Below are 16,812 nucleotides of genomic sequence, written 5' to 3' on the forward strand. Positions count from 1 at the left end.
CCGGGGGAGCGCACGGCTTGCTCCCACCCACCGGGGTGAACACATGTGGGGGGGGGGGGGCCCCCCCCCCCCCACGCCTCCGCCGGGGGCGAGCCCCCGGACCCCCGTGTGCCCGCGTTCTGCGGTGAGCTCGCGTCAAGCGGAGTGAACGATCCGTTCGGATTACTCGTATGAGCTGATGGGAGCAGTTCGCGCCCCGGCTGCCGGGGCCTGCCGGAACTGCCTTCGGACTTTGCCGCTGCGGCGGTTTTCTGTCGAACGTCAGCCCGTGGGAGGTCCGATGTGATCCTCGGCACCTGGGGCTGCGTGGACGCTCGGCGGGGACGTGTGACAAAACTGTCGCGCGTGACGGTGGGGCGATGGATGTCACTGTCGGTCGCCGCGGGGTCCGCGCGGCCGGTGCCCTCGGTGTCGCGGGGTCCACTGTGGACCCACCGGAGATGCGCAGTGTCCACTGTAGATTTCACCGGGCGCGTTCGGCCGTTCGGCCGAGTTGGTCCAGCCGGGTGCGGGCATCGCCCTGTCCGCTACGGAACGTAATTTTCATGGGGATACGCCCTATTACTCATCGTCATCATCTCGTTATGTTCCGGCCATTTTCTGGCGGGGATGTCGCGCAGCGTGTGGCTGGAAATCCTTGTAACGCTGGCCAGAGAGTCGCCGATAACCTGCCGTGTGAAGCTTCCGCGGGCTCTGCGCGACCACTGAGATGTCGTAACTCTTCGAAATCATTTCTCGTGACGCTGCGTGCCTGCGGATCAACTCGATCCAGTTCCCTGGAGGTCAGATGGAAGAGTCGGTGCGGCCTTCGTACACGGTGAGCCAGCCACCGCCGCACATCGACCTCCAGGCCATCCCGCGTCCCGCCAAGCGGGACACCCACCCCGGTGACGTCGGAGCCCCGCCCGCCAAGGCGTGGCCCGCGGCCTGGGAAGCGCGGTACAGAGCCTGGGTCATCGGCAGCGATGTCTTCATCACGCTGCTGGTGATCGCAATCAGCGCGTTCGTCATCGATCGCGTTGCCCCGCACGACATGCACGCCTTCGGCACGATGCTCGCGGTGTTCGTCTCCCTGCCCGTCAGCCGGGCCTGGAGCCCGCGCGTACTCGGCGAAGGCGCGGAGGAGTACCGCACCCTCGGCCGCGGCTTCCTCACCGCCGCCGTCCTGGTGGCGCTGGGCGGCCTGCTGTTCGGCGCGCTCGAGGTCCAGGCCTGGGTGTTCGTCGTCGTCCCGGCCATCGCGCTGGTCGCCTTCCCGCAGCGGTACCTGCTGCGCCAGATCCTGCACCGCAAGCGCGCCAAGGGACTCTGCCTGCTGCCGGTGATGGCGGCGGGCAGCCCGGAGACGGTCGCCGACCTGATCGCCCGCACCCGCTCGGAGGTGCACGTGGGCTGGCGCGTCGAGGCCGCCTGCACGTTCAGCGGCCACGGCGCCGACCGCGACAGCGGCGAGATCGACGGCGTCCCGGTGGTCGGGCGGCTGGAGGAGCTGTCCCGCTACGTGCGGCGCGGCGGCTACCGGGTCGTGGCGATCACCGCCGACCAGTACTGGACGCCGAAGCGGCTGCAGCGGCTGGCCTGGGACATGGAGGGCACCGGCGCCGAGATGGTCGTGGCGCCCGTGCTGATGGAGGTCGCCGGGCCCCGGCTCAACGTCACCGGCGTGCTGGGCATGCCGCTGCTGCGCGTCACCGCGCCCATGTTCACCGGCGGCCGCCGGGTCGTGAAGGAGATCGTCGACCGCTGCGGCTCGGCACTGCTGCTCACCCTGCTGTCGCCGCTGCTGCTGGTGATCGCCGTCGCGATCAAGCTGAACGACCGCGGCCCGGTCATCTACCGCCAGCGCCGCGTCGGCCGCGACGGCGCGACGTTCACCATGCTCAAGTTCCGGACGATGGTCACCAACGCCGACGAGATCAAGCAGGCGCTGGCGACGGACAACGAGGGCGCGGGCCCGCTGTTCAAGATGAAGCGCGACCCGCGTATCACCCGGGTGGGTGGTTTGCTGCGCCGGTATTCGCTCGACGAGCTGCCCCAGCTGTTCAACGTCGTGTCCGGGAAGATGTCGCTCGTGGGTCCGCGGCCGCCGCTGCCGGAGGAGACCGCGCAGTACGCGCCGGACGCGCGGCGCCGGCTGCTCGTCAAGCCGGGCCTGACGGGCCTCTGGCAGGTCAGCGGGCGCAGCGACCTCACGTGGGCGGAGAGCATCCGGCTCGACCTGCGCTACGTCGAGGACTGGTCCCTCGCCCTCGACCTGATGATCCTCTGGAAGACGTTCCGCGCGGTGATGGGCGGGCAGGGCGCCTACTGACCCGTCCTCGCCGCGTCTGCGCACCACGGCCGCCGACTCCCGCCTGCGGGGGAGTCGGCGGCCGTGTCCGTTCTGTGATCCGCTTCACCGGCACAAAGTAGTTGAACGCGAAATAGTTCAACGCTCAACCTGGTTGCACGGGGTACCGACCAACGGAAGGAAGCGCAGCCCCATGACCACCTTTGCCGAGCAGACCGAGGCCCTTCAGCTCCCCGAGGACGTGCAGAACCTGCTGTTCCGCGAGGCGCGCACGGCCAACAGTTTCAGCTCCGAGCCGGTGACCGAGGAGCAGGTCCGCGCGATCTACGACCTCGTCAAGTGGGCCCCGACGTCGATGAACACGCAGCCGCTGCGCGCGCTGGTGCTCCGGACCGCCGAGGCGAAGGCCCGCCTGCTCCCGCACCTGGCGCCGGGCAACCGGGACAAGACCGAAGCCGCTCCGCTGACCGTCGTGCTCGCCGCGGATGTCGACTTCCACGAAAACATCCCCCAGGTGTTCCCGCACAACCCGGGGGTCAAGGACAACTTCTCCGACGAGCAGGGCCGCGTCGAGTTCTCGAAGCTGAACTCGCTGCTGCAGGTCGGCTACTTCATCATCGGCGTCCGCGCCGCCGGGCTGGCCGCCGGCCCGATGACCGGCTTCGACGCCCAGGGCGTCGACGACGAGTTCTTCGCGGACAAGAAGTGGCGCTCGCTGGTCGTGGTCAACGTCGGCAAGCCGGGTGAGAACCCGTGGTTCGACCGCCTGCCGCGGCTGGACTTCGACCAGGTCGTCGAGACCCTCTGACCTCGCTCGGACAGGCCGCCTCCGGACCCGGAGGCGGCCTGTCTCGCGTTCGCGCCACGCGCGTGAGGCGCGCGCGGGCCGACGGCTAGCATCGACGGCGTCATCTCTGTCACTCCAGCTCGAGGAGCCGATCGTGTCCCAGTCGCCCCCCGTTTCCCCCGTGGCCGCCTCCCGCGTGGTGGTACCGGCGGGCACTACGGCGGGCGCGGCGGTCCGCGAAGCCGGCCTGCCGACCAAGGGCGAGGACACGATCGTCGTCGTGCGCGACGCCGACGGGAAGCTGCGCGACCTCGCCTGGGCTCCCGAAGCCGACGCCGAGGTCGAACCCGTCGCCGCGAACACCGAGGACGGGCGCAGCGTCATCCGCCATTCGGCGGCCCACGTGCTCGCCCAGGCCGTGCAGCAGCAGTTCCCGGCGGCCAAGCTCGGCATCGGCCCGCCGGTGAAGGACGGCTTCTACTACGACTTCGCCGTGGACACTCCGTTCACCCCGGAGGACCTGCAGGCGCTCGAAAAGCGCATGAAGCAGATCGTGAAGGGCGCCCAGCAGTTCTCGCGGCGCGTTTTCGACTCCGTCGACGAGGCCAAGAAGGAACTGGCCGACGAGCCGTTCAAGCTCGAGCTCGTCGACCTCAAGTCCGAAGTGGACACGGCCGAGGTGATGGAGGTCGGCGAGGGTGAACTCACCATCTACGACAATCTCGACCCGCGCACCAAGGAACGTGTCTGGAGTGACCTCTGCCGTGGTCCGCACGTGCCGACCACCAAGTTCATCCCGGCGTTCAAGCTGACCCGCGTCGCCGCGGCGTACTGGCGGGGGAGCGAGAAGAACCCGCAGCTGCAGCGGATCTACGGCACGGCGTGGGAGTCGGCGGAGGCGCAGGACGCCTACCTGGAGCGCGTCGCCGAGGCCGAGCGCCGCGACCACCGCAAGCTCGGCGCCGAGCTCGACCTGTTCTCCTTCCCCGAGGAGATCGGCTCCGGCCTGCCGGTGTTCCACCCCAAGGGCGGCATCATCCGCCGTGAGCTGGAGAACTACTCGCGCCGCCGCCACGAGGAGGCCGGCTACGAGTTCGTGAACACCCCGCACATCAGCAAGGGCGAGCTGTTCCACACCTCCGGCCACCTGCCCTACTACGCGGACACCATGTTCCCGCCGGTGCAGTTCGACGAGGAGAACTACTACCTCAAGGCCATGAACTGCCCGATGCACAACCTGATCTTCCGTTCGCGCGGGCGGTCCTACCGCGAACTGCCGCTGCGGCTGTTCGAGTTCGGCACCGTGTACCGCTACGAGAAGTCGGGCGTGGTGCACGGCCTGACCCGCGTGCGCGGGCTGACGATGGACGACTCGCACATCTACTGCACCAAGGAGCAGATGCCGGGCGAGCTGCGGTCGCTGCTGAAGTTCGTCCTCGACCTGCTCGCCGACTACGGCCTTTCCGACTTCTACCTCGAGCTGTCCACCCGCGGGGACTCCGACAAGTTCATCGGCGAGGACTGGGAGTGGGAGGAGGCCACCGAGACGCTGCGCCAGGCCGCCGTCGACTCCGGCCTCGAGCTGGTCCCGGACCCGGGCGGCGCGGCGTTCTACGGCCCGAAGATCTCGGTGCAGGCCAAGGACGCGATCGGCCGCACCTGGCAGATGTCGACCATCCAGCTGGACTTCAACCAGAACAAGCGGTTCGAGCTCGAGTACACCGCGCCGGACGGCACCCGCCAGCGGCCGGTGATGATCCACCGCGCGCTGTTCGGCTCGATCGAGCGGTTCTTCGGCGTGCTGACCGAGCACTACGCGGGCGCGTTCCCGGCGTGGCTCTCGCCGGTGCAGGTGGTCGGCATCCCGATCACCGCCGACCAGGTGGCGTACCTGCAGGACGTCGAGAAGGCGTTGCGGGCCAAGGGGATCCGCGCGGAGGTCGACGCGAGCGACGACCGGATGCAGAAGAAGATCCGCACGCACACCACGCAGAAGGTGCCGTTCATGCTGCTGGCCGGCGCCAAGGACGTCGAGGCGGGCGCGGTGTCGTTCCGCTTCCGCGACGGCGGCCAGATCAACGGCGTGCCGGTGGACGCGGCGGTGAACGCGATCGCGGAGTGGGTCGAGCGCCGTGAGAACGCCTCGCCGTCGGCCGAGGCGCTGGAGACGGTCGTTCGGTGAGTGACGGTCCCGAGCTCGTGGAACAGCAGGGCGCCGGGGTCCAGGACGCGTTCCAGCGCCTCTGGACCCCGCACCGGATGGCCTACATCAAGGGCCAGGACAAGCCGGACGGCGACGAAGAGTCCGGCTGCCCGTTCTGCCGGATCCCCTCGCTGGACGACAAAACCGGTCTGATTGTCGCCCGCGGCGACGTCGTGTTCGCGGTGCTGAACCTGTACCCGTACAACCCCGGGCACCTGATGGTGGTGCCGTACCGGCACGTCGCGGACTACACCGAGCTGACGGTGGAGGAAACGCGCGAGGTCGCCGAGTTCACGCAGCACGCGATGCAGGTGATCCGCGCGGCCTCCGGCGCGCACGGGTTCAACATCGGCCTGAACCAGGGCGTGGTCGCGGGTGCGGGGATCGCCGCGCACCTGCACCAGCACCTGGTGCCGAGGTGGGGCGGGGACGCGAACTTCATGCCGGTCATCGGCCAGACGAAGGTGCTCCCGCAGCTGCTGGGGGAGACGAGGGACCTGCTGGCCGGCGCCTGGTGAAGCACGGCCCCCAGACGTCCGGCCACCATCGTCCGATCCGTCCCTGACCGGCAAAAACTCCTGATTGAGTGTTCAACCGAGAGTATGATGGGGTTATGTCCGGAACCCGATGGCTCAGCGACGACGAACAGCGCGTCTGGCGTGAGTTCAACGCGGCCACCCGCATGCTCAGCGCGCACCTGGAGGGGCAGCTGCAGCACGACTCGGGCATGCCGCACACCTACTACGAAGTCCTCGTCGCCCTTTCCGAAGCCCCCGGCCGCCGGCTGCGGATGAGCGAGCTCGCCGACGCGCGCCAGGCGTCCCGCAGCCGCCTTTCGCACGCCGTCGCGCGGCTGGAGGCGAACGGGTGGGTGCGGCGTGAGGCGTGCCCGACCGACAAGCGCGGCGCCTGGGCGGTGCTGACCGACGCCGGCTTCGCCGCGCTCGAAGCCGCCGCGCCCGGGCACGTCGAAGCCGTCCGGGAGAGCCTCTTCGACCCGCTGACGCCGGAGCAGGTGACGGCGCTGGGTGAGATCAGCGCCGCGATCCGCCGTCGGCTCTCGCCGAAGTGTGCGGCCGCCAAGGCCGCGGAGGACGCTCGGGAAGACGAAGCCGACGTAGTCCGGCTCACGAAATCGGGCTGACCCGGGGCGGCGCGTCGGGGGCGCGCACGTGGGTCGATAGGCTGCCATCGCCCACCCGACCCTCGTAGCCAGGTGCCTCGACGAACCGATGCTCAATATCTTCGCGCGTGCCTCCGTTTCCCGCGTCACCGATCCGATCGGCCAGGCGCTGGTCCGCGCCGGGCTGACCCCGAACGTCATGACCGTGTTCGGCACCGCCGGCGCGGTGGTCTGCGCACTGGTCTTCTTCCCGAACGACCACCTGCTGTGGGGCACCTTCACGGTGTGGGGCTTCGCCATGCTCGACATCCTCGACGGCGCCATGGCCCGTGCCCGCGGCTACGGCACCCCGTTCGGCGCGGTGCTCGACGCGACCTGCGACCGGCTGGTCGACGGCGCCCTGTTCGCCGCCATCGCCTGGTGGTGCTTCGTCGTCGACGACAACCACCCGGCCGCCGCCGCGGCCCTGCTGTGCCTGGTGCTCGCCCAGGTGATCTCCTACGTCAAGGCTCGGGCCGACGCCTCCGGCCTGCCGGTCGACGGCGGCCTCGTCGAACGCGCCGAGCGGCTGATCATCGCCCTGGTCGGCACCGGCCTGCACGGCTTCGGCATCCCGTACACCGTGGACGTGACGCTCTGGCTGCTCGCCGCCGGATCGATCGTCACGCTGGTGCAGCGCTTCGCCGCCGTGGCGAAGGCGGCCCGCGAGGCCGCCGCGGGGGAGCAGCGGGCATGAGCAGCCTGACCGAGCGGCTGAGCGCGTTCGGCTATGCGGCGGGCTGGCGGCTGGCCGGCTGGCTGCCCGCCGGGTTCGGCAGCACGGTCTTTTCGCTCGGCGCGGACCTCGCAGTCCGCCGCGACGGCGGGGGCGTGCAGCAGCTGCGCGCCAACCTCGCCCGGGTGGTGCCGCAGGCCGACCCGGTCGAGCTGGACGAGTTGACGCGGCGCGCGATGCGCTCGTACGCCCGGTACTGGCACGAGACGTTCCGGCTGCCGTCGATGGACCACAAGGAGGTCAGCGCCAAGGTCGCGGCCTCGATCACCGGGGTGGAGAACCTCGACGCGGCCCTGGCCGAGGGCAACGGCGCGGTGATGGCGCTGCCGCACAGCGGGAACTGGGACATCGCCGGCGTGTGGCTGGCCGACTACCTCGGCGGCTTCACGACCGTGGCGGAACGGCTGAAGCCGGAGTCGCTCTACCGCCGGTTCGTCGAGTACCGGGAGTCGCTCGGCTTCGAGATCGTGCCGCTCACCGGCGACAGCTCGGCGATGCGCGTGCTGTTGAAACGGCTGCGCGAGAACAAGGCGGTCTGCCTGGTGGGCGACCGCGACCTCACCACGAGCGGCATCCCGGTGAAGTTCTTCGGCGAGCAGGCCCGGCTGCCCGGCGGCCCGGCCCGGCTGGCGGCGACGACCGGCGCGGCGCTGATCCCGGCCGGCTGCTGGTTCACCGAGGACGGCTGGCAGATCCGGCTGCACCCGCGGATCCGGGTCACCGCGCGCGCCGAGGTCCCGGCCGCGACCCAGGCGCTGGCGGACATCTTCGCCGGCGACATCGCCGCGCACCCGGCCGACTGGCACATGGTGCAGAAGTTCTGGCCCGCCGACCTCGAGGCCGCCGAGCGGGTCAGCCTCGAAGAAGCGAGCTGAGCGGTGGCCGCGCGGCCGATGCGGATCGGGATCGTGTGCCCCTACTCGTTCGACGTCCCCGGCGGGGTCCAGGGGCACGTGATCGACCTGACGAAGGCGCTGCTCGCCCGCGGGCACCAGGTGTCCGTGCTGGCGCCCGCGGACGAGGACGCGGAGCTGCCGGAGTTCGTGCACCCCGCGGGCAAGGCGCTCGGGATCCCGTACAACGGCTCGGTCGCGCGGCTGCAGTTCGGCCCGGTGTCCTACTCGCGGGTGCGGCGCTGGATCCGCGAAGGCGACTTCGACGTGCTGCACCTGCACGAACCGGCCGCGCCCAGCCTTTCGCTGCTGGCGCTGCTCATCGCGGACGGCCCGATCGTGGCGACGTTCCACACCGCGACGACGCGCTCGCGCACGTTGTCGGCGTTCCAGCCGGTGCTGCGGCCGCTGCTGGAGAAGATCACGGCGCGGATCGCGGTCTCCGCGCTGGCCCGCCGCGTCCAGGTGGAGCACGCGGGCGGCGACGCCGTGGAGATCCCCAACGGCGTCGACGTCGAGTTCTTCTCCTCGGCGACGCCGTTGCCCGGCTACCCGCGGGCCGGGGGCACCGTCGGGTTCGTCGGCCGGTTCACCGAGCCGCGCAAGGGCATGGGCGTGCTGCTGGAGGCGCTGCGGCGGATCCTCCCGGAGTTCGAGGACCTGCGGCTGGTCGTGGTCGGCCGCGGCGACGAAGACCAGCTGCGCCGCGACGCCGGGCCGGAACTGGCGGCGCACCTGGAGCTGCTGGGCCAGGCCGACAACGGCGTGAAGGCCCAGGCGCTGCGCAGCGTCGACGTCTACTGCGCGCCCAACACCGGTGGCGAGAGCTTCGGGATGATCCTCACCGAGGCGATGGCGGCCGGCACCCCGGTGCTGGCCAGCGGGCTCGACTCGTTCCGGCGGGTGCTCGACGACGGCCGTGCCGGGCTGCTCGTGGAGACCGGTGATCCGGCCGCGCTCGCGGACGGGCTGCGCGAGCTGCTCGGCGACCCGGCGCGCCGGGTGTCGCTGGCCGCGGCGGCGGGGGAGCGCGTCACGATGTACGACTGGTCGGTGGTGGCCACGCAGGTGCTGCGCGTCTACGAGGCGGCCGTCGCCGCCGACCCACGGCGCGTCGCGGCGCCGGAGCGGGAGTTCGCCCGGTGAGCGTGCTCGGCTGGCTGCTCCCGCTGCTTGCGCTGATCGTCCTGCTGGGCGGGCTGTTCCTGGTGGCGACGGCGAACCGGCTCGACCGCCTGCACGTCCGCACGGACGCCGGCTGGGCCGCCCTCGACGCGGCACTGGCCCGCCGGGCGGTGGTGGCCCGCGCGGTCGCCGTGGTGCTGGGCGACACCGCGCTGCGGACGTCGGCCGAGCGCGCCGAAGCGACGCCCCGGCCCGACCGGGAAGCCGCGGAGAACGAGCTGACGTGGCAGCTGAGCCGCGTCGACCGGGCGGGCCTGCCGGCCGAGCTGGCCGAGGAGCTGACCGACGCCGAGCACCGGGTGGTGATCGCCCGCCGCGTCCACAACGACGCCGTCCGCGACACGCTGCGGCTGCGGCGGCGGCGGAAGGTGCGGTACTTCCGGCTGGCCGGGACCGCGCCGCTGCCGGAGTACTTCGAGTTCGCGGAGCCGGAGGTCTGACATGTGGTGGGTGGTCGTCGAGGAGCAGCGCGGCACCGGTGACCGCCGGAGCTGGTCGCTGTCGGAGACGTTTTCCTATGCCGACCAGGAAACGGCCGAGGCCGAGGGGCTGCGGCTCGCGCGCGAGTACCAGCCCGTGTACCCGTGGTCGCCGAAGTCCCGGAAGGTGCTGCGGGGCCCCGGCGGCTACCTGGTGATCGTCGAGGGCCGCACGTCGACGTTCCACTTCCGGCTGAGCGTCCTCGAAGAGATCTGAAACCTTCCGCGGCCCGGGCGCGTCGGACCGGCATGAGCACGACGTGGTGGGTGGTCATCGAGGAGCAGGGCGGCGAGGGCGACGGCCGGGGCTGGTCGGTCGCGGAGGCGACGCCGTACCCGGACCGCGACAGCGCCGAGGGCGACGCGCACCTGCTGGCCAAGCAGCACCGCCCGCGCCGGCCGTGGTCGCCGCAGAGCCGGCTCGTGCTGCGGGTGACCGACGGGTACCTCGTGCTGGTGAAGGGCGAGACCGACCTGTGGCAGTTCCGCGTGACGGTGGGCGAGCAGGCCGGCGGCTGACACACTGGGCGGCATGAGTGAGACCTGCGACGTCGCCCACGGCACGGCTGCGGCCGACCCGGGGCTGCGGACCCTGGTGGCGGTGTTCGCGTCGCCGGTGTCCCGGTCCTTGCTGAAGTTCGCGCGGGACCTCGGCTACCACGTGTCGCTGTACGAGCCGGACGCGGCGCGGGCGACGGACGTCCCGGACGGCTTCGAGGCCGAGACGACGCTGCCCCCGCTCGACGCGTCCGCGGACGTGGTCGTCACCGACCACCACCGGCCGGAGCTCGGCGAGGTGCTGAAGGCGGCGCTCGACGGGAAGCCGCGGTGGGTGGGGGTGCTCGGCAACCCGCGGCACCCCGGCCCGCACGTGACGGCGCTGCGTGGGCTCGGCGTGGCCGAGGAGGACATCGCCCGGGTCCACCGCCCGGTCGGGTTGAACATCGGCTCGCGGACCCCGCCGGAGATCGCCCTGGCCACGCTGGCGGGCCTGCTGGCCGACCGCAACGGCCGCCCGGGCGGCTTCGCCTTCTGACCGGCCCGAACCCCGTAACTCGCGTGATTGAGGCCGTAACTCGCGTGATCGAAGCCGGACCGGCTCTGATCACGCGAGTTCCGGCTCTGATCACGCGAGTTCCGTTTTCCGGGTGGGTCAGTGGACCGCCATTCCTTCCGGCACCGGCTCGAACCGCGAATGCCGCCGGGTGAACGTCGCCGTGCCCGACGTCATCGACCGCAGGTCGATCAGGTACCGCACCAGTTCCGCCGCCGGGACCTCCGCCTTGATCACCGTCCGGCCGCCTTCGCCGGCTTCGGTGCCCAGCACCCGGCCCCGGCGGGAGGAGAGGTCGCCGAGCACGGTGCCCAGGTGCTCGTCCGGCAGCCGGATCGCCACCTCTTCCAGCGGCTCCAGCATCGTGATGTGGCCGTTCGCCGCGGCCTCGCGCAGGGCCAGCGCGCCCGCCGTCTGGAACGCCGCGTCCGAGGAGTCCACGCTGTGCGCCTTGCCGTCGACCAGCGTCACCTTGACGTCGACCACCGGGTGCCCGTCGGCCAGCCCGCGCTGCAGCTGGGCACGCACACCCTTCTCCACGCTCGGGATGAACTGGTGCGGCACCGCGCCGCCGACCACCTTGTCGACGAACCGGAACCCGCTGCCGCGCGGCAGCGGCTCGACTTCGATGTCGCAGACGGCGAACTGGCCGTGCCCGCCGGACTGCTTCACGTGCCGCCCGTGTCCCTTGGCCGGCTTGGCGAACGTCGAGCGCAGGCTGATCTTCACCGGTTCCGTCCCGACGTCCGCGCCGCCCGCGCGCAGCCGCGAGAGCACGACGTCGGCGTGGGCCTCGCCCATGCACCACAGCACCAGCTGGCCGGTCTCGGCGTTGCGGTCCAGCCGCAGCGTCGGGTCGCCCGCGACCAGGCGGGAGAGGTTGCGGGCCAAGGTGTCCTCGTCGCTGCGGGTCTTCGCGACCACCGCCACCGGCAGCAGCGGTTCCGGCATCGCCCACGGTTCCATGAGCAGCGGGTCGTCGGGGGAGGAGACGGTGTCGCCGGTTTCCGCCGAGCCGACCTTCGTCAGCGCGCAGAGGTCGCCCGCGACGCAGTAGGGCACTTCTCGCAGGGACGAGCCGAGGGGGGAGTAAAGGTGCGCGACCCGCTCGTCGGCGTCGTGGTCCTCGTGGCCGCGCTCGGCGAGACCGTGCCCGGACACGTGCACCGGCCGCTCGGGGCGCAGCGTCCCGGAAAACACCCGGACGAGCGACACCCGGCCGACGTAGGAGTCCACCGCCGTCCGGACGACTTCCGCGGCGAGGGGGCCCGCGGGGTCGGCGGTGATCGCGGCGTGCGGGCCGCCGTCCGGCGTGGTGACGTCGGGTGGCCGGTGCTCCAGCGGGGAGGGGAACGCGCGGACGATGCCGTCGAGGACCTCGGCCAGGCCGATCCCGCTGGTCGAACACACCGGGATGACGGGGTGGAACGACCCGCGCGCCACCGCGGTCTCGAGGTCGGCGATCAGGGTGGCCTCGGCGATTTCCTCGCCGGCGAGGTAGCGGTCCATCAGGGACTCGTCCTCGCTCTCGGCGATGATCCCTTCGATCAGCTCGTTGCGCGCCTCGGCCATCCGCTCGAGGTCGGCCGGGTCGGGCTCGCCGACCTTCGGCGGGTGCCCGCCGGAGTAGTCGAAGTACCGCTGGGTGATCAGCCCGACCAGGCCGTCGCCCGCGGGCAGGTACAGCGGCAGCACGCCGGCACCGAACGCGGCCTGGCAGGCGGCGATCTCGGCCATCGCGTCGGCCCGGTGGTGGTCGAGCCGGGAGACGACGACCGCGCGCGGCATCCCGACCGCGGCGCACTCCTCCCACACCGCGGCCGTCGCCGCGTCGACGCCTTCGGCGGCGCTGACGACGAAGAGGGCCGCGTCGGCCGCGCGCAGCCCGGCCCGAAGCTCCCCGACGAAGTCCGCGTACCCGGGCGTGTCGATCAGGTTGATCTTGTGGCCCTGGTGCAGCACCGGCGCGACCGAGAGGCCGACCGAGCGCTGCTGGCGGACCGCCGCCGGGTCGTGGTCGCACACCGTCGTGCCGTCGACCACCGAGCCCGCCCGCGACACCGTGCCGGAGGCGGCGAGCAGGGCTTCGGCGAGGGTGGTCTTCCCGGAACCGGCCGGGCCGACGAGCACGACGTTGCGGACCTTGGCGGGGTCGTCCACAGCGACGGCGGCCCCGGTGTCGGCGTTCTTGGCTTGTTTGTCTGCCATGACGACTCCTCGGCGAACGGCTGGCGTACGGGATGTGTCCTCGATCACACACCCGCTACCCTGGTCACGGCAAGGCAGGGCTCCCGGGACCAGCCGAATGCCCGGGGGCGGGGAGGGGAGTGTCATGGACAGGCGGACTTTCCTGCGGATTTCCGGGGCGGTGCCGGTGGCGGGGCTGGGTGGCCGGCCGCCGCCGAACGACTGGGAACGGCTGCGCCGGAAGCTCGAGGGGCCGCTGTTCCGGCCCGGCGACCCGGGCTACCCGGAGGCCAAGCAGGGTTACTTCACGATGTACGACGCCCGGATGCCGGCCGCGGTCGTCGGCGCGGCCCGCGTCGAGGACGTCCAGGCCGCCGTCGGCTTCGCCGCCCGGCACCGGCTGCCGATCGCCGCGCGCAGCGGCGGCCACAGCTACCCCGGCTACTCCACAGTGGACGGCGGGATCGTCGTGGACCTCAGCCGCTTCTCGGGGATCGAGACGCGTCCTGACGGCCGCGCGGTGATCGGGGCCGGCGCCCGGCTGGGGCCGATCGCCACGACGCTCGCCGCGGCCGGCCGGGTGCTCCCGGCGGGCAGCTGCGACACGGTCGGCATCGCCGGGCTCGCCCTCGGCGGCGGCGTCGGTGTCCTGGACCGGAAGTACGGGCTGACCTGCGACCACCTGGAGGCGGCGCGGATCGTCACGGCCGACGGCCGGGCGCGCACGGTGTCGAGGTCGGCGGAGCCGGACCTGTTCTGGGCGCTGCGCGGCGGGGGCGGCGGGAACTTCGGGATCGTCACCGGGTTCACGTTCCGGACCGTCCCGCTCACCGACGTCGCCACCTTCGACCTGAAGTTCCCGGTGGGCACGCAGGCCGCGTTGTTCGCGGCCTGGCAGGACTGGCAGCCCGCGATGCCGGACGAGCTGTGGTCAGGAATGGGCCTCGGCGCGGACCACGCTGTCCTCGGCGGCACGTTCGTCGGGCCGGAAGCGCGGATGAACGCCCTGCTCGACGACCTGATCCGCCGGGTCGGCACGCCACCGGCCGAGCAGCGGCGGCGGGTCCAGGACCACCTGAGCGCGATGCGGTCGTTCGACGACCGGGAGTCGCGGCCCGGCCTGGCCGTCGACCGGGCGGCCTACGTCGGGACCTCACGGATGCTGACGCGGCGCGCGCCCGACCCGGCCGCCGTCGTCGAGGTGCTGCTCGGGACCCCCGGCGTCGACACGATCATCGACTCCGGCGGCGGTGCCATCGCGCGCGTCGGTGTCCGCGAAACGGCGTTCCCGCACCGGACCGCGCTGGCCAGCTTCCAGTTCCTGCGCGGCGCGGAACCCGAACGCGGCGGCGAAGCGGCGGCCCGGCGCGCGGTGGCCGCGGTCCGCGACGGGCTGGGGCCGGAATTCGGCGTCACCGGGTACGTCAACTACCTCGACCCGGAGATGCCGGACTGGGCGCAGGCGTACTACGGGGTGAACCTGCCGCGGTTGCGCACTGTCGCCCGAAAGTATGACCCCCGAGGAATTTTCGCCTTCCCGCAAGGGCTTTCCCCGTCCCGCTGGACCGTCCACAAGGGAGAGTTCTAGACTGCGCCGGATTCCGCCGGCAGGAGGCAGCACGTGCTCGACCTGGCATTCTCCACAGAGGACCTGGCGCACACCCGGTTCGCGTTCTCCCCGGCCTGGGAGATCGTCGCGAGCGTCCGCGTCCTCAACCAGCCGGGGCAGCACGCCCTGCACCTGCCGTGGACCAAGCGCGCCACCGCGGCGCTCGACGAGGCCGGCCTGGACATCGGGCTGCTGCGCGACCTCGTCCCGCTGCGCCACCTGCCCGGCTTCCTGGCCGGGACGCCGTCGACGCCCCTGCCGGAACTGGCCGACGAGCTGGCCGACCTGCGGGACGTGCCCGCTCGCCTCATCCGGCGCGAACTGGACGCGATGGCCGGGCCGCGCTCGCCCGCGCTGAGCCGCTTCCACCGCGACCCCGAGGCGGGCCTCGAGCGGCTCGCGACGCTGATGGCGCAGTACTGGGACCTCGTGCTGGCGCCGGACTGGCCCCGGATCCGCGCCCTGCTCGAAGCCGACGTGCTGTACCGGTCCCGGCTGCTGGCCCAGGGCGGGGCCGCCGAACTGTTCAACGACCTCACCCCGCTGGTCCGCTGGCAGGACGGCACGCTCACGGTGGCGCACCGGCACCTGCGCGCCGCCGTACCGCTCGACGGGCGCGGGCTGGTGCTGGTGCCCTCGGCGTTCGTCTGGCCGCGGGTGTTCTCCAAGACCGACGCGCGCTGGCAGCCGGTGCTGCGCTACCCGCCGCGCGGGATCGCCACCCTGTGGGAAACCGGCACGGCCACCGCGCCCGGCGCGCTGGCCGCCGTGGTGGGCCGCGGCCGCGCGATGCTGCTGACCGGACTGGCCGCGCCGGCGTCCACCGCCGAACTGGCCCGCCGGACCGGCCTGAGCGCCGGTGCGGTGTCGCAGCACCTCGGCATCCTCAAAGCTGCGGGCCTGGTCAGCGGGCACCGTGCCGGACGTCACGTGCTCTACGTGCGTACTTCCCTCGCGGAAGCCCTGGTCGCGGGCACCGGGGAAGTGGACTGCTGAGATACCCGTGTACTGGCCTGCCTGAAGGGTCCATCGCCGACCTACGCTCGGACTCGTCCGCCCCCGAACCGTGTCGAAAGGCCTCGTCGTGTCCGAGCAGCAGCCCACCCCCTCCAGTGGCACCGTCCAGTCCGTCACCGGCACCGCCAAGGTGAAGCGCGGCATGGCCGAGATGCTCAAGGGCGGCGTGATCATGGACGTGGTCACCGCCGAGCAGGCCAAGATCGCCGAAGACGCCGGCGCGGTCGCGGTGATGGCCCTGGAGCGCGTGCCCGCCGACATCCGCGCCCAGGGCGGCGTCGCCCGGATGAGCGACCCCGACCTGATCGACGGCATCATCGAGACCGTCTCGATCCCGGTGATGGCGAAGGCCCGCATCGGCCACTTCGTCGAGGCGCAGATCCTGCAGTCCCTCGGCGTGGACTACGTCGACGAGTCCGAGGTCCTCACCCCGGCCGACTACGCCAACCACATCGACAAGTGGGCGTTCACCGTTCCTTTCGTCTGCGGTGCGACCAACCTCGGCGAGGCACTGCGCCGGATCACCGAGGGCGCGGCGATGATCCGCTCCAAGGGCGAGGCCGGCACCGGTGACGTCTCCAACGCCACCACGCACATGCGCAAGATCCGCCAGGAGATCCGGCGGCTGCAGTCGCTGCCGGAGGACGAGCTGTTCGTCGCGGCCAAGGAACTGCAGGCGCCGTACGAGCTGGTTCGCGAAGTGGCGCAGGCCGGCAAGCTGCCGGTGGTGCTCTTCACCGCGGGCGGCATCGCCACCCCGGCCGACGCGGCGATGATGATGCAGCTCGGCGCGGAGGGCGTGTTCGTCGGCTCCGGCATCTTCAAGTCCGGCAACCCGGCCCAGCGCGCCGAGGCGATCGTCAAGGCGACGACGTTCTACGATGACCCGGACGTGCTGGCGAAGGTCTCGCGCGGCCTCGGCGAGGCCATGGTCGGCATCAACGTGCCGTGGTCCAAAGATGCCGACACGACGGTCAAGACGGAGTTCACCCGGCTGGCCGAGCGCGGCTGGTAGACGCTGGTAAGCGAGACGATTCGGGCCCACGCCGCTGGCGTTCGGCGGCGTGGGCCCGAGCGTTTCGGTGCTGTGGTCGGGACTGATGCCGCGGTCCAAGATGGGTAGCCATGGAACGACGGATCGACTTCTCGCGCGATCGGCGCATGCTGTGCGGGGCCTGCAGGCATCGGTGGGATGTCAGTCTGGACTGGA

At 71.8% G+C, this 16,812-nt stretch carries 16 protein-coding genes; 15 read left to right on the forward strand and 1 reads right to left on the reverse strand.

Going from position 1 to position 16,812, the window contains the following annotated elements; all coding sequences use genetic code 11:
* Positions 1 to 787: 787 nt before the first annotated feature.
* The 12 genes from AB0M80_RS41315 (at position 788) to AB0M80_RS41370 (ending at position 10,771) form a co-directional block, all read left to right on the forward strand.
* Positions 788 to 2,311 carry a sugar transferase gene (locus tag AB0M80_RS41315; RefSeq protein ID WP_364575843.1) on the forward strand — a complete coding sequence of 508 codons (1,524 nt, stop codon included), beginning with the start codon at positions 788 to 790 and terminating at the stop codon, positions 2,309 to 2,311.
* A gap of 172 nt (positions 2,312 to 2,483) precedes the next feature.
* Positions 2,484 to 3,098 (forward strand): malonic semialdehyde reductase, encoded by a 615-nt coding sequence (locus tag AB0M80_RS41320; protein ID WP_364575845.1) that lies wholly within the window; start codon positions 2,484 to 2,486, stop codon positions 3,096 to 3,098.
* A gap of 133 nt (positions 3,099 to 3,231) precedes the next feature.
* Positions 3,232 to 5,259 (forward strand): threonine--tRNA ligase, encoded by a 2,028-nt coding sequence (gene thrS / locus AB0M80_RS41325; protein ID WP_364575847.1) that lies wholly within the window; start codon positions 3,232 to 3,234, stop codon positions 5,257 to 5,259.
* Positions 5,256 to 5,798 (forward strand): HIT domain-containing protein, encoded by a 543-nt coding sequence (locus AB0M80_RS41330; RefSeq protein WP_364575849.1) that lies wholly within the window; start codon positions 5,256 to 5,258, stop codon positions 5,796 to 5,798. The genes thrS and AB0M80_RS41330 overlap by 4 nt, the downstream gene beginning before the upstream one ends.
* Positions 5,799 to 5,893: 95 nt before the next feature.
* Positions 5,894 to 6,424 (forward strand): MarR family transcriptional regulator, encoded by a 531-nt coding sequence (locus AB0M80_RS41335; RefSeq protein ID WP_364575851.1) that lies wholly within the window; start codon positions 5,894 to 5,896, stop codon positions 6,422 to 6,424.
* An 88-nt stretch (positions 6,425 to 6,512) separates the two neighbouring features.
* Positions 6,513 to 7,139 (forward strand): phosphatidylinositol phosphate synthase, encoded by a 627-nt coding sequence (gene pgsA, locus AB0M80_RS41340; RefSeq protein ID WP_364575853.1) that lies wholly within the window; start codon positions 6,513 to 6,515, stop codon positions 7,137 to 7,139.
* Positions 7,136 to 8,053 (forward strand): phosphatidylinositol mannoside acyltransferase, encoded by a 918-nt coding sequence (locus tag AB0M80_RS41345; protein WP_364575855.1) that lies wholly within the window; start codon positions 7,136 to 7,138, stop codon positions 8,051 to 8,053. Before pgsA ends, AB0M80_RS41345 begins: the two co-directional genes overlap by 4 nt.
* An 18-nt stretch (positions 8,054 to 8,071) precedes the next feature.
* Entirely contained in the window at positions 8,072 to 9,217 is a 1,146-nt protein-coding gene (locus AB0M80_RS41350; RefSeq protein WP_364575936.1) for a glycosyltransferase family 4 protein, read from the forward strand.
* Positions 9,214 to 9,696: an NUDIX hydrolase gene (locus AB0M80_RS41355; RefSeq protein WP_364575857.1), complete on the forward strand. Its 483-nt coding sequence runs from the start codon at positions 9,214 to 9,216 to the stop codon at positions 9,694 to 9,696. Before AB0M80_RS41350 ends, AB0M80_RS41355 begins: the two co-directional genes overlap by 4 nt.
* 1 nt (position 9,697) lies before the next feature.
* A complete protein-coding gene (locus AB0M80_RS41360; RefSeq protein WP_364575859.1) occupies positions 9,698 to 9,952 on the forward strand; it encodes a hypothetical protein in 255 nt (84 codons plus the stop codon).
* Between the two features lie 32 nt (positions 9,953 to 9,984).
* Positions 9,985 to 10,254: a hypothetical protein gene (locus AB0M80_RS41365; RefSeq protein ID WP_364575861.1), complete on the forward strand. Its 270-nt coding sequence runs from the start codon at positions 9,985 to 9,987 to the stop codon at positions 10,252 to 10,254.
* Positions 10,255 to 10,267: 13 nt separating this feature from the next.
* A complete protein-coding gene (locus AB0M80_RS41370) occupies positions 10,268 to 10,771 on the forward strand; it encodes an XdhC family protein (protein ID WP_364575863.1) in 504 nt (167 codons plus the stop codon).
* Positions 10,772 to 10,888: 117 nt separating this feature from the next.
* On the opposite strand, the gene AB0M80_RS41375 is transcribed toward AB0M80_RS41370, so the two are convergent.
* A complete protein-coding gene (locus tag AB0M80_RS41375) occupies positions 10,889 to 12,997 on the reverse strand; it encodes an elongation factor G-like protein EF-G2 (protein WP_364575865.1) in 2,109 nt (702 codons plus the stop codon).
* A gap of 124 nt (positions 12,998 to 13,121) precedes the next feature.
* Between AB0M80_RS41375 and AB0M80_RS41380 the strand changes: the two genes are divergently transcribed.
* The 3 genes from AB0M80_RS41380 (at position 13,122) to pdxS (ending at position 16,617) form a co-directional block, all read left to right on the forward strand.
* Positions 13,122 to 14,564 (forward strand): FAD-binding oxidoreductase, encoded by a 1,443-nt coding sequence (locus AB0M80_RS41380; RefSeq protein ID WP_364575867.1) that lies wholly within the window; start codon positions 13,122 to 13,124, stop codon positions 14,562 to 14,564.
* Between the two features lie 33 nt (positions 14,565 to 14,597).
* Positions 14,598 to 15,581, forward strand: coding sequence for a DUF5937 family protein (locus AB0M80_RS41385; protein ID WP_364575869.1), 984 nt, complete (start codon positions 14,598 to 14,600; stop codon positions 15,579 to 15,581).
* 88 nt (positions 15,582 to 15,669) lie between these two features.
* The gene (pdxS, locus tag AB0M80_RS41390; RefSeq protein WP_364575871.1) at positions 15,670 to 16,617 is read left to right on the forward strand and encodes a pyridoxal 5'-phosphate synthase lyase subunit PdxS; all 948 of its coding nucleotides are present in this window, start codon (positions 15,670 to 15,672) and stop codon (positions 16,615 to 16,617) included.
* Positions 16,618 to 16,812 lie beyond the last annotated feature (195 nt).

Origin of the sequence: Amycolatopsis sp. NPDC051045 (assembly GCF_040682955.1) — a bacterium.
GTDB lineage: Bacteria > Actinomycetota > Actinomycetes > Mycobacteriales > Pseudonocardiaceae > Amycolatopsis.

Coding starts and splice junctions, on each gene's coding strand:
- AB0M80_RS41315 (WP_364575843.1), top strand. CDS start 788: ATGGAAGAGTCGGTGCGGCCTTCGTACACGGTGAGCCAGCCACCGCCG.
- AB0M80_RS41375 (WP_364575865.1), bottom strand. CDS start 12,997: ATGGCAGACAAACAAGCCAAGAACGCCGACACCGGGGCCGCCGTCGCT.
- AB0M80_RS41365 (WP_364575861.1), top strand. CDS start 9,985: ATGAGCACGACGTGGTGGGTGGTCATCGAGGAGCAGGGCGGCGAGGGC.
- pgsA (WP_364575853.1), top strand. CDS start 6,513: ATGCTCAATATCTTCGCGCGTGCCTCCGTTTCCCGCGTCACCGATCCG.
- AB0M80_RS41345 (WP_364575855.1), top strand. CDS start 7,136: ATGAGCAGCCTGACCGAGCGGCTGAGCGCGTTCGGCTATGCGGCGGGC.
- AB0M80_RS41380 (WP_364575867.1), top strand. CDS start 13,122: ATGGACAGGCGGACTTTCCTGCGGATTTCCGGGGCGGTGCCGGTGGCG.
- AB0M80_RS41370 (WP_364575863.1), top strand. CDS start 10,268: ATGAGTGAGACCTGCGACGTCGCCCACGGCACGGCTGCGGCCGACCCG.
- AB0M80_RS41335 (WP_364575851.1), top strand. CDS start 5,894: ATGTCCGGAACCCGATGGCTCAGCGACGACGAACAGCGCGTCTGGCGT.
- AB0M80_RS41350 (WP_364575936.1), top strand. CDS start 8,072: ATGCGGATCGGGATCGTGTGCCCCTACTCGTTCGACGTCCCCGGCGGG.
- AB0M80_RS41320 (WP_364575845.1), top strand. CDS start 2,484: ATGACCACCTTTGCCGAGCAGACCGAGGCCCTTCAGCTCCCCGAGGAC.
- AB0M80_RS41360 (WP_364575859.1), top strand. CDS start 9,698: ATGTGGTGGGTGGTCGTCGAGGAGCAGCGCGGCACCGGTGACCGCCGG.